This is a genomic window from Serratia sp. 506_PEND (assembly GCF_001076875.1).
Classification (GTDB): Bacteria; Pseudomonadota; Gammaproteobacteria; order Enterobacterales; family Enterobacteriaceae; genus Serratia; species Serratia marcescens.
Genome location: NZ_JVEL01000605.1, coordinates 16816 through 28646 on the forward strand (window position 1 = coordinate 16816; position 11831 = coordinate 28646).

10 protein-coding genes are annotated in these 11831 nt (G+C 58.9%); 8 read left to right on the forward strand and 2 right to left on the reverse strand.

All coding sequences use genetic code 11. From position 1 onward, the window contains the following. The first annotated feature begins 222 nt into the window (after positions 1-222). Both mtr and yeiP read left to right on the forward strand, forming a co-directional pair. A complete protein-coding gene (mtr, locus tag ADK28_RS27550; protein ID WP_048797225.1) occupies positions 223-1467 on the forward strand; it encodes a tryptophan permease in 1245 nt (414 codons plus the stop codon). Between the two features lie 126 nt (positions 1468-1593). Further along, positions 1594-2166 (forward strand): elongation factor P-like protein YeiP, encoded by a 573-nt coding sequence (gene yeiP, locus ADK28_RS27555; protein WP_004935725.1) that lies wholly within the window; start codon positions 1594-1596, stop codon positions 2164-2166. 42 nt (positions 2167-2208) lie between these two features. On the opposite strand, the gene uxuA is transcribed toward yeiP, so the two are convergent. Continuing rightward, positions 2209-3399 carry a mannonate dehydratase gene (gene uxuA / locus ADK28_RS27560; protein ID WP_048797226.1) on the reverse strand — a complete coding sequence of 397 codons (1191 nt, stop codon included), beginning with the start codon at positions 3397-3399 and terminating at the stop codon, positions 2209-2211. Positions 3400-3692: 293 nt separating this feature from the next. Here uxuA and ADK28_RS27565 point away from each other — a divergent pair, with 293 nt between their 5' ends. Further along, positions 3693-5165, forward strand: a complete 1473-nt coding sequence (locus ADK28_RS27565; protein WP_048797227.1) for a mannitol dehydrogenase family protein — start codon at positions 3693-3695, stop codon at positions 5163-5165. 62 nt (positions 5166-5227) lie between these two features. Here ADK28_RS27565 and ADK28_RS27570 read toward each other — a convergent pair whose 3' ends face one another. Continuing rightward, positions 5228-5536, reverse strand: coding sequence for a type 1 fimbrial protein (locus ADK28_RS27570; RefSeq protein WP_033639838.1), 309 nt, complete (start codon positions 5534-5536; stop codon positions 5228-5230). A gap of 319 nt (positions 5537-5855) precedes the next feature. On the opposite strand from ADK28_RS27570, the gene ADK28_RS27575 reads away from it, so the two are divergent. The 5 genes from ADK28_RS27575 to ADK28_RS27595 form a co-directional block, all read left to right on the forward strand. Next, a complete protein-coding gene (locus ADK28_RS27575; protein WP_048797228.1) occupies positions 5856-6830 on the forward strand; it encodes a CobW family GTP-binding protein in 975 nt (324 codons plus the stop codon). A 77-nt stretch (positions 6831-6907) separates the two neighbouring features. Continuing rightward, complete coding sequence (locus tag ADK28_RS27580) at positions 6908-7618, forward strand: phosphatase PAP2 family protein (protein WP_016926976.1); 711 nt, start codon at positions 6908-6910, stop codon at positions 7616-7618. Between the two features lie 410 nt (positions 7619-8028). Further along, entirely contained in the window at positions 8029-8604 is a 576-nt protein-coding gene (gene mepS, locus ADK28_RS27585) for a bifunctional murein DD-endopeptidase/murein LD-carboxypeptidase (protein WP_025303553.1), read from the forward strand. Between the two features lie 415 nt (positions 8605-9019). Next, positions 9020-10606 carry a cyclic di-GMP phosphodiesterase gene (locus ADK28_RS27590; RefSeq protein ID WP_033639835.1) on the forward strand — a complete coding sequence of 529 codons (1587 nt, stop codon included), beginning with the start codon at positions 9020-9022 and terminating at the stop codon, positions 10604-10606. 89 nt (positions 10607-10695) lie between these two features. Beyond that, positions 10696-11831 (forward strand): extracellular solute-binding protein (locus tag ADK28_RS27595; protein ID WP_048797229.1); only part of this gene is annotated, 1136 nt, incomplete at its 3' end.

Genomic DNA, 11831 nt, shown 5'->3' on the forward strand with positions numbered 1-11831 from the left:
GCGTGCGGCCGCCGCCAGCAGAATCCCTGCGCCTTGGCGATCTTTACACTCGTCCCGCAACCGTCTTACCCCGGCCGATTCGCCGCATGGCGAATAAACGCCCAAAAAGCCGCAATTTAAAGACAAAAACGCGTGAAGCGTGCAATTCCTACGCTTTACATGCGCCATACACACATGTACCATTGAGCTAGTACAAAAGAACCTCTTCCCTCAGGAGCACGCATGTCTACGGACACCATCCAGAAGCTGGCCCGCCCTTCCGTCCTCGGCGGCGCGATGATCATTGCCGGAACCGCCGTTGGCGCCGGCATGTTTTCCATTCCGATCGTCACTTCCGGTGTCTGGTTCAGCGGCTCCGTCGCGCTGCTGGTGTATACCTGGGCCTGCATGCTGCTTTCCGGCCTGATGATCCTCGAAGCCACGCTGCACTACCCGAGCGGCGCCAGCTTCAACACCATGGTCAAGGATCTGCTGGGCAAAGGCTGGAACGCCGTGAACGGCCTGTCGGTGGCGTTCGTGCTGTACATCCTGACCTACGCCTATATCTCGGCCGGCGGCTCGATCATCGCGCACACGCTGGAGGGCATCGTCGGCGTCGGCCAGACCACCGCCGGCCTGGTGTTCGCGCTGGTCGTGGCGTTTATCGTCTGGCTCTCCACCCGCGCGGTCGACCGCCTGAGCACCATTCTGATCGGCGGTATGGTGATCACCTTCGTGATGTCGGTGGGCGACATGTTTACCCACGTGCAGCCCGCGGTGCTGTTCAACACCGGCGATGACCAGGCCAGCTATCTGCCTTACGCCCTGGCGGCGCTGCCTTACCTGCTGACCTCATTCGGCTACCACGGCAACATTCCCGGGCTGGTGAAGTACTACCGCAAGGACAGCGGCTCCGTGGTGCGCAGCCTGGTGTACGGCACCCTGCTGGCATTGGCGATCTACATCCTGTGGCAGTATGTGATCCAGGGCAATATCGCGCGCGACGCCTTTAAGCAGGTGATCGCCGAGGGCGGCAACATCGGCAGCCTGCTCAAGCAAATGGGCAACGTCTCCAGCAGCCAAACCGTCAGCCAACTGCTGAACGCCTTCTCCTATATGGCGCTGGCCAGCTCGTTCCTCGGCGTGTCGCTGGGCCTGTTCGACTACCTGGCGGACTTCTGCAAGTTCAAGGACGACGCCGTCGGGCGCAGCAAGACCGCGCTGGTGACCTTTGTGCCGCCGACCCTGGCCGCGCTGCTGTTCCCGAACGGTTTCCTGTACGCCATCGGCTTCGCCGGGCTGGCGGCCACCGTCTGGGCGGNGATCGTGCCGGCGCTGATGGCGCGCGCCAGCCGCCGCCGCTATCCGCAGGCCGGTTACCGCGCGCCGGGCGGCAACGGCGTGATCCTGTTCGTCATCCTGTTCGGGTTGATCAACGCCGCCGCGCATATTCTGTCGCTGTTCGGCCTGCTGCCGGTCTTCCGGTAATCCTCGAAGGGAGAGCGCCTGCTCTCCCTTTCCCGCACTGTTTTTACGCCGGGCTATTGCCTGAAATCGGCGGCGCGAGTACCTTGTCGCAACTTCTCTAATACTCTTCATTGCGGATGAATTGAAATGGCAAGAGCTAACGAAATTAAGCGCGGCATGGCGATCAGCTACAACGGCAAGCTGCTGCTGGTAAAAGATATCGACGTGCAGAGCCCGAGCGCCCGCGGCGCCAGCACCCTGTACAAAATGCGCTTCTCCGACGTGCGCACCGGCCTGAAAGTGGAAGAACGCTTCAAGGGCGACGATATCCTGGACACCATTTCCCTGTCGCGCCGCAAGGTGAACTTCTCCTATATCGACGGCGAAGAATACGTGTTCATGGATGACGAAGATTACACGCCGTACATCTTCAAGAAAGACCAGATCGAAGACGAGCTGCTGTTCATTCCGGAAGGCGGCCTGCCGGGCATGCAGGTGCTGACGCTGGATGGCCAGGTGCTGGCGCTGGAGCTGCCGCAGACCGTGGATATGGAAATCGTCGAGACCGCGCCGGGCATCAAAGGCGCTTCCGCCAGCGCCCGCAACAAACCGGCCACCATGGCGACCGGTCTGGTGATCCATGTGCCGGAATACCTCAGCGCCGGCGACAAGATCCGCATTCATATCGCCGAACGCCGCTACATGAGCCGCGCCGACTAGTCGCGCCAGCGGGGCCGATGCTCGGCCCCGTTTCATTTTCCGCTACGGCAATTCCGGGAAAAAGCGCCGCTTGAGCGCCAGCTCGACGCCGCGCAGCTCCGCCAGCCCTTTCAACCGCCCGATGGCCGAATAGCCCGGATTGGTTTTCTTTTTCAAATCGTCCAGCATCTGATGCCCATGATCGGGGCGCATCGGGATCGGCCGCCGATCGCCCGCCCGCTGCCGACGCAGTTCTTCGGTCAGGATCGCTTCGATCACCGCCACCATGTCCACATCGCCCTGCAGATGCGCCCCCTCGTGGAAGCTTTTCGGGTTTTCCTCGCGGCAGGTGGCGCGCAGGTGGGTAAAGTGAATGCGATCGCCGAAGGTTTCAATCATCCGCACCAGATCGTTGTCGGCGCGCACGCCGTAGGAACCGGTGCACAGGGTGAAGCCGTTATGAATGCTGTCGACGGTCTGCTTCAGCCACTGCATGTCTTCAATCGTGGAGACGATGCGCGGCAGGCCGAGGATCGGCCGCGGCGGATCGTCGGGATGCACCGCCAGCCGGATGCCGGCCTCTTCCGCCACCGGCACGATGGCGCGCAGAAAGACCGCCATGTTTTCGCGCAGCTGCGCCTTGTCGATGCCGTCGTATTCCGCCAGGCGGCGGCGGAACTGCTCCAACGTATAACCTTCTTCCGCCCCAGGCAGCCCGGCGATGATATTGCCCGTCAGCGTGGCTTTCTCCTCCTCGCTCATGGCGGCGAAATAGACCGCCGCCTGACTGCGCTCTTGCGGCGTATAGTCGGCCTCGGCGCCGGCGCGCTGCAGGATATGCAGCTCGAACGCAGCGAAGGCGATCTGATCGAAACGCAGCGCTTTGGCGCCGTTCGGCAGCGGATAGGCCAGATCGGTGCGCGTCCAGTCGAGGATCGGCATGAAGTTGTAGCAGACGGTGTCGATGCCGCAGGCCGCCAGATTGCGCAGTGACTGCTGGTAATTGGCGATGTACCGCCGCCAGTCGCCGCTGTGAGTTTTGATCGCCTCATGTACCGGCACGCTCTCCACCACCGACCACACCAGCCCCTTTTCCGCCAACAGCGCCTGCCGCGCGCGGATCTCGTCGATCGGCCAGACTTCGCCGTTCGCGATATGATGCAGCGCCGTCACCACCCCGGTCGCCCCGGCCTGACGCACGTCGTCCAAAGAAACCGGATCGTTCGGGCCATACCAACGCCATGTTTGTTCCATGTATTGTCCTTATGCCTGTCTCGCACCGCAATGTTGTTATACCAGTTTAATTTAGATGTCAGTTATCTTTAACTTACTCTTTCGCCACGCGCTGTCAAAACCGAACCCCTCATTGGTTGATCCACTTCACGCTTCTGGCTTATTTTGGACTGACCAATTCCTTTAACCGGCCGACATCCTTACACTGGTCGCAGTTTTTTATCACCGGCGCCACCCTGTCTATGTGGCAGAAAACTGGTCTGCTAACTTGGCGCAAGTGGCCCGCCAGCTGTCTTACATGCTTTGGAGATGAGATGAAAACGATCGCCAACACCCCGCTGCCGGGCGCCGTCCGGCAGCCGGGCTATGACCGCCGGGCCCTGCGCAGCCGCATCGTGCACCTTGGCTTCGGCGCGTTCCACCGCGCGCATCAGGCGCTGCTGACCGATCGGGTGCTGAACGCCCACGGCGGCGACTGGGGCATTTGCGAGATCAGTCTTTCCGGCGGCGTGCCGCTGTTTGAGGCGCTGCGGCAACAGGATCATCTGTACAGCGTGCTGGAGAAAGGCACGGACGGCCATCAGGCCATCGTGGTCGGCGCGGTGCATGAGAGCCTGCACCGCAAGCTGGAGGGCATCGCCGCGGTGCTGGAGAAACTGGCCGAACCGCAGGTGGCGATCGTCTCGATGACCATCACCGAAAAAGGCTACTGCATCGAACCCGGCAGCGGACGGTTGGATCGACAGCATTCGGGGATCGTCGCCGATCTGGCGTGGCCGCATCAGCCGCAGACCGCGCCCGGCATTTTGGTGGAAGCGCTGCGGTTGCGGCGCGAACGCGGCCTGCCCGCCTTCTCCTTGCTTTCCTGCGACAATATTCCGGAGAACGGCCACGTGTTGCGCCGGGCGGTGCTCGATCTGGCGCAGGCGCGGGATCCGTCGCTCGCCGACTGGATCGCCACCGCCGCCACCTTCCCCTGCACCATGGTGGATCGCATCGTGCCGGCCGCCACGCCGGCCACGCTGGATGAGATCGCCGCCGCGCTGGGCGGCGTGCGCGACGAATGCGCCATCGCCTGCGAGCCCTTCATTCAATGGGTAGTGGAAGACAACTTCACCGCCGGACGCCCGGCGTGGGAGTTGGCCGGCGCCCAGTTGGTCAGCGATGTGCTGCCGTTTGAACACATGAAACTGCGCATGCTGAACGGCAGCCACTCGTTCCTGGCTTACTTAGGCTACCTGGGCGGCTACCGCTATATCAACGAGTGCATGGCGGATGAGCACTACCGCCGCGCCGCCCTGCGGTTGATGCTGGACGAACAGGCGCCGACGCTGAGCGTCACCGGCATCAGCCTGCCCGACTATGCCGCACGGCTTATCGCGCGCTTCAGCAATCCGGCGCTGCAACACCTCACCTGGCAGATCGCCATGGACGGCACGCAAAAACTGCCGCAGCGCCTGCTGGATGCCGTGCGCTGGCATCTGCGGCACGATGGCGACTATAGCGGGCTGGCGCTGGGCGTGGCGGGCTGGATGCGTTACGTCGGCGGCGTCGATGACGCCGGTGAGCCGATCGACATTCGCGATCCGCTGGCAGACGTGCTGAAGCAGACGATCGCCGCAACGCCGGACGATCGGCGGCGCGTAGCGGCGCTGTTGGCGTTGAAATCGGTATTCGGCGAAGCGCTGGCGGCGCATGCGGCATTTACCGAAGCGGTGACGCAAGCCTATTTGTCGCTGCGCGATCGCGGCGCGCGTGAAACGGTGAAGGAGTGGGTGATGCGGTGAGGAGCCTGCAGGGCCGAGAATAACCATGCCGGCGTAACGTTACGCCGGCATGGCGGAACGACTTAACGATAAACGACCGTCATAACAGCGAGTTTCTTCTGTTGGTCCACCCACTTCATTTCGGTTGTGCCTAGATTTAGCGGAAGTTCTTTGCGTGTAGTATCAAAACCTGACAACGCTTGCTGGGCCTGATAACGCTGGCCATTGCGGTAACATTGCGTATTCGCCTTAGAATCTGCAATATTGACCGTGCAAGGACTTTCAACGATAGAACCGACGAAGCGAATTACCCCGCCGGCCACTCCTGCATGACTCACTGCCGTCCATGAAAACAACATTCCTACGATCAAAAATAACCGAAAGGCATTCATGGCAACCTCATTTTTAGTTAAGCCAATTTAACCATAGAGGATCTTGTTAGGAATAATCGCAAGGAAAGGGACGAGATTTGATCGTTAATCTCGTCATTAACAATGTAAAAACAAGCTACTAACAAAAGTTAACCACCTCTAATACAGGGTTTTATCTAAGAATTTTCTTGTTATAAACGGTGGATTTTGTCGGTTGAAAAGTGCATGGTGACGTGCAAAATTTGCGAGATAGAGCACAAATTTAAATCGCGGCCGTTTCACCGATACGGCTGCGTAACTCATTTATTAAGCAGGTTAATTTTTGCGCCAGGAATTATTAATGACCAAAACCAATTTGATTACCGGCTTCCTCGGCAGCGGCAAAACCACCACTATCCGCCATTTGCTGGCTCATAAGCCCGAACATGAACGCTGGGCGGTATTGGTCAATGAGTTCGGCGAGATCGGCATTGACGGCGCGCTGCTGGCGGACAGCGGCGCGGTGCTCAAAGAGATCCCCGGTGGCTGCATGTGCTGCGTCAACGGCCTGCCGATGCAGGTGGGCTTGAATATGCTGTTGCAGCAGGCCAAACCGGATCGGCTGCTGATCGAGCCGACCGGGCTCGGGCATCCGAAACAAATCCTGTCGCTGCTGACCCAGGAGAGTTATGCCGGCTGGATCGATCTGCAGGCCACCCTGTGCCTGCTGGATGCCCGCCAGCTCAGCCAGCCCCGCTACCGCGACAACGAAAACTTCCGCGATCAGCTGGCCGCGGCCGATATTATTTTGGCCAGCAAAAGCGATACCTACCGGCCGGAAGACAGGCTGGCGCTGGAGGCCTGGAAGGCGCAAGACCCGCTGCAACGGCCCTGCTACGCCATCGCGCAAGGCGAAGCGGATGTCGCGCTGTTGTCACTTCCGCGCACGAATCGTACAGAATTGCCGGACGCGCAGCATCATCATGGTCAGGCGAAAAAGCAGGGGCTGGCGGCGCTGCGGCTGCCGGAGCACGCCCGCTGGCGGCGAGCGTTGAATGAAGGGCAAGGCTTCACCAGCTGCGGCTGGATTTTTGACGGCGATACCCGGTTCGACACCGTCGGCTTCATGGAATGGGTGCGACTCGCGCCGGTCGAACGCGCCAAAGGCGTGGTGCGCATCCCCGAAGGCACATTGCTGATCAATCGTCAGGGGCAGGATCTCAACATCGAAACCCGCCCGGTCGCGCCGCTCGACAGCCGAATTGAGCTTATCCACAGCGAAAATGCCGATTGGAATGCCCTGCAATCCGACTTGTTTAAGATTCGTTTAAGTTAGACCCCGTACCGTTGCCCCCCGGTTGCCGCAGGGTAGCCGGGTTTTATTTCGTTTTCATTTTTCCAACAGGTTATGTCATGACACGCCGCAATTTACCCCTCATTCTCTTCTTCAACTTACTGGGCGTTGCGCTGTTTCTGTCCTGGTTCCTGCCGGCCAATCACGGCGGCTGGTTTACCCTGGATTCGGCGATTTTCTTCTTCTTTAACCGCCATCTGGCCACCGACCCGGCGTTTTTACATCTGGTCGCCATCACCAACAACCGCGCGTTCGACGCGATCTCGCTGCTCGCCATGGGGCTGCTGTATCTGTACTTTTATCTGAAGCAGGACGCCGCCGGCCGCCGCCGCCTGGTGATCACCGGCGTGGTGATGCTGCTGACCGCCGTGGTGCTGAACCAGCTTGGCCACCTGCTGCCGGTGAAACATCCAAGCCCCACCCTGACCTTTGACAATATCCATCGCGTCAGCGAGCTGACCGGCATCCCCACCAAGGACGCTTCCGGCGACAGCTTCCCCGGCGATCACGGCATGATGCTGATTATTTTTTCCTGCTTTATGCTGCGCTATTTCGGCCGCGGCGCCTTCGCCGTCGCCCTGCTGATTACGGTGGTCTTCTCATTGCCGCGCGTGATGATTGGCGCCCACTGGTTTACCGATATCGCCGTCGGCTCATTGTCCGTAGTGCTGGTTGGCGCCAGCTGGGTGCTGATGACGCCTTGCAGCGACTGGATCGTCGATCGGTTGAATCGCCTGTTGCCCGGCAAGCATCGCCCCGGCCAACCATAATTTGTGTCTATGACTCATTCCGGGAGGCGCCCGCCTCCCGTCCTCTCCCCCTCGCCGCGCGCAAAAATTTCCCCGCCGTTCGTTAACGCTTTTGCAACCTGATTTCACGCCAGATTCATACATCGGACAATTGGCGTTTTTTATATGAAGATTTACATTATGTTACATCACAAATTCATATAAAAAAGACGGGAAAAAGGCTCGCAATCCCCTATTGGTTCCGGTAATCTCAGATGCGTTTGTGCCTGGTTTAAGTCGAATCAGTATGAAATCCGATAAAAATGTGCGTTCTCGCACGTTTTTAACGGTAACTGGTTGTCGATGCAACAGGTGCGGACTAGGCTCGTTTCGTTTGGCATTTTTCAGGTAGCGACTTTCGTCGTTAAGGACTTCAAGGGAAAACAACAACAATGGTCAAATCTCAACCGTTTCTGAGATATTTTTTGCGGGTAGTCCCTGCAATTGCCGCTGCGGTTATGCTGTCAGCGTGCAGCTCGACTCACACTTCGAACTTGAATAACGCACAAACTGAGATGCGTGCAGTTAATGACAAAGACGGTCTTTTACTGCAAGCCTCTCAGGATGAATTCGAAGCGATGGTCCGCAACGTTGACGTCAAGTCAAAGATTATGGATCAGTACGCGGACTGGAAAGGCGTTCGCTACCGCTTAGGCGGTGACACCAAGCGCGGCATCGATTGCTCGGCGTTTGTGCAGCGCACCTTCCGCGAACAGTTCGGCATGGATTTACCGCGTTCAACCTATGAACAGGAAGATCTCGGCAAGAAAATCCAGCGCACCAAGCTGCGCGCCGGCGATTTGGTGCTGTTCCGCGCCGGTTCTACCGGGCGCCATGTCGGCATCTATTTAGGCAACGATCAGTTCGTTCACGCCTCCACCAGCAGTGGGGTCATGATTTCCAAGCTGACCGATAACTATTGGAATAAACGTTATCGAGAAGCGCGCCGGGTGCTGACCAACGGCTGACGGCGCAACGCCCTGAAGATCCTGAATACCAAACGAGCGATAAGCGCCGCCCACGGGCGGCGTTTTTTTTTGGGGCTGTCGAACGGGTATCATCAAGATTGATCCCTGCCTTATCGTCACCGTTCCCCACTTAACACTGCCGCACGTCGTTATTTTGATAAACTGTTGGCAGGAAATCGCGCCGTCGAGGAAAAACTCGCCTATTATCGTCAGATGACGGCAACGGCGCCCCGGCGTTATTTAAAACGTTTCCGCTGATATTATGCGCATGATATTTCTGTCGGCGACGCCGCATATTTAAACGGCGCCGCCGGTTGGTACGGGATAAAAAGGCAAAAATGAAAAAAAAGCCGCTGGCACAATCCATTAACTGGCTGCGCGACACGCCTGACGCCCTGTTGCAGAGGGCTCGGTTATGGGCTTGAAAAGAGCTTTCGCCCGCAGCGTGTCTCACCGACAACGCAGCCTGGCTAAAAGCGGTGTCGCCGCCCTGGTATTTTTTACGCTATTCACCGCGGTCACGCTTTCTTTGATCAATCACCAGCGCACGCAATATCAACATAAGGTCGAAGCGCGCACGCAAAAGTTCACGCTGGGTTATATCTCGCATCTGACGGCGGTGATGCGGCAAATGATGCCGCTGCTGGACAAGCCTTGCCTCTCCAGCCAGTCGGACATTACCTACCAGGCGGCCTTTACCAGCGGCGTGCGCACCTTCCTGTTGGTGAAGGACGGCTACGCCTATTGCTCCTCCGCCACGGGCGACATGATGTTGCCGATGAAAAATATCTACCAGGATATCGACTGGGATCTGCCTCTGGATCTCAAGCTGCAGCAGGGTACGCCGATGGTGCCAAACAAACCGGCGGTTGCGATTTGGCTGCGGCATCCCGGCGAAAAGGCCACCGGCATCCTCGCTACGCTGGACATCGATCTGATGCCCTACCTGCTGTTCACCTCGCACGACGAACAGGCGCCGGGCATCGCCATCGTGATGGGCAACCGCGCGCTGACCACTTTCAGCCCGAACCTGATGCCGGTCAATCAGCTGCCGAAGGGCAAGGCGGATACCCTGACGATGCCCAATCTGCCGCTGACCATCCTGTTCTACAACGAGAAACTGACCCCCAACGACATTCGCCTGACGCTGCTGGGCAGCTTGGTGCTGTCATTGATGACCGGCGTACTCTGCTACTACATGCTGCTGCTGCGGCAAAGCCCGGAACGCGCGCTGCTGCGTGGCATCAAGCGCAACGAGTTCTTTATCGAATACCAGCCGGTGTTCCATACCGACAGCAACAGCATCGGCGGGCTGGAAGCGCTGATCCGCTGGCAGCATCCGATCGAGGGCCGTATCCCGCCCGATGTCTTTATCCCCTACGCCGAAAGCAACGGGCTGATCGTGCCGCTTACCCGCCACCTGTTCAGGCTGATCGCCGAAGATGTGCCACAGCTCGCCAAAGCGCTGCCACGGGGAGGTAAAGTTGGCCTCAACATTTCCCCCGCCCACCTCAGCGCGCCGTCGTTCCACCAGGACGTGTATGAACTGTTGACGCAGCTGCCGGGCGATTACTTTACGCTGGTGTTTGAAATCACCGAACGCGGCATGGTGGAAGAAGAGAGCGCGCTGGCGGAGTTTGACTGGCTGCACAAACAGGGCATCGAGATCGCAGTGGACGATTTTGGCACCGGGCACAGCGCGTTGATCTATCTTGAGCGCTTCACCATGGATTATCTGAAGATTGACCGTGGCTTCGTCAACACCATCGGCCAGGATACGGTCACCGCGCCGGTGCTGGATGCGGTGATCTCGCTGGCGAAAAAGCTGAAAATGCTGACGGTGGCCGAGGGCGTGGAAACCGCCGAGCAGATGCAGTTCCTGCAAGAGCACGGCGTCAATTTCATGCAGGGGTACTACTTCAGCAAGCCGCTGAGCATCGATGATTTCGTCGCTTACTGCAATACTCATCAGGTCTTTGATTATCAGGAAAAAAATAGTTAATCTTTAAGCATCTTTACCCTGCGCCCGCCCGAAGAATGTTATGCTGGGCGCAGGCTGTACTTTATTCCACAGCAGGAGCTTACCGTCTGATGTCCGTGCGCATTTTCGCTGCTCTGGTGCTCTCGGCACTGAGCTTCGGTCTGCGGGCCGAAGCCCTCAACGAAAGCTACGCTTTCGCCCTTCTCGGTGAACCGAAATACGCCACCGACTTCAGCCATTTCGACTACGTCAACCCGGCGGCGCCCAAGGGCGGCGACGTGCGGCTGGCGGCCATCGGCACCTACGACAACTTCAACCGCTTCGCTACCCGCGGCGTGCCCGGCGAGCGCACGATGGAGCTGTACGATACGCTGTTCACCAACTCCGACGACGAACCCGGCAGCTATTACCCGCTGATTGCCGAATCGGCCCGTTTCCCGGCCGACATGCGCTGGATGGAATTGGATATCAACGCCCGCGCCCGCTTCCAGGACGGCAGCCCGATCACCGCCGCCGACGTGGCCTTTACCTTCAATAAATTCATGACTGAAGGCGTACCGCAGTTTCGCTCCTTTTACAAAGGCGTCACGGTCAAGGCCATTTCCCGGCTGACGGTGCGCATCGAGCTGCCTAAGGCGAACCGTGAGCAAATCCTCAGCCTGCTCAGCCTGCGCGTATTGCCGGAAAGCTTCTGGAAAAACCATAAGCTCAACGAACCGCTCAGCACCCCGCCGCTCGCCAGCGGCCCGTATAAAATCGGCGATTACCGCCTCGGCCAGTACATCATCTATCAGCGGGTGCGCGACTACTGGGCCGCCAATCTGCCGGTGAACCGCGGCCGCTACAACTTCGACAGCATTCGCTACGATTATTACCTGGACGATAAAGTGGCGCTGGAAGCCTTCAAGGCCGGCGCTTACGATTTCCGCATCGAGCCGTCGCCCAAAAGCTGGGCCACCCAATATCAGGGCGTCAACTTCGCGCGCAACTACATCATCAAGCAAGACGAGACCAACCAGGCGGCGCAGAATACCCGCTGGCTGGCGTTCAATCTGCAAAAACCGCTGTTCGCCGATCGTCGGGTACGGGAAGCGATCGGCCTGGCTTTCGATTTTAACTGGATGAACAAGGCGCTGTATTACAACGCCTATCAGCGCGCCGACAGCTATTTCCAAAACACCGCCTACGCCGCCCGCGGCTACCCGGACGCCGCTGAACTGGCCTTGCTGGCACCGCTCAAGGGCCA

What these genes read in the sequence shown, in the direction of transcription:
- ADK28_RS27580 (WP_016926976.1), top strand. Translation starts at nt 6,908, where the DNA reads ATGACACGCCGCAATTTACCCCTCATTCTCTTCTTCAACTTACTGGGC.
- ADK28_RS27575 (WP_048797228.1), top strand. Translation starts at nt 5,856, where the DNA reads ATGACCAAAACCAATTTGATTACCGGCTTCCTCGGCAGCGGCAAAACC.
- ADK28_RS27570 (WP_033639838.1), bottom strand. Translation starts at nt 5,536, where the DNA reads ATGAATGCCTTTCGGTTATTTTTGATCGTAGGAATGTTGTTTTCATGG.
- uxuA (WP_048797226.1), bottom strand. Translation starts at nt 3,399, where the DNA reads ATGGAACAAACATGGCGTTGGTATGGCCCGAACGATCCGGTTTCTTTG.
- yeiP (WP_004935725.1), top strand. Translation starts at nt 1,594, where the DNA reads ATGGCAAGAGCTAACGAAATTAAGCGCGGCATGGCGATCAGCTACAAC.
- mepS (WP_025303553.1), top strand. Translation starts at nt 8,029, where the DNA reads ATGGTCAAATCTCAACCGTTTCTGAGATATTTTTTGCGGGTAGTCCCT.
- ADK28_RS27590 (WP_033639835.1), top strand. Translation starts at nt 9,020, where the DNA reads ATGGGCTTGAAAAGAGCTTTCGCCCGCAGCGTGTCTCACCGACAACGC.
- ADK28_RS27565 (WP_048797227.1), top strand. Translation starts at nt 3,693, where the DNA reads ATGAAAACGATCGCCAACACCCCGCTGCCGGGCGCCGTCCGGCAGCCG.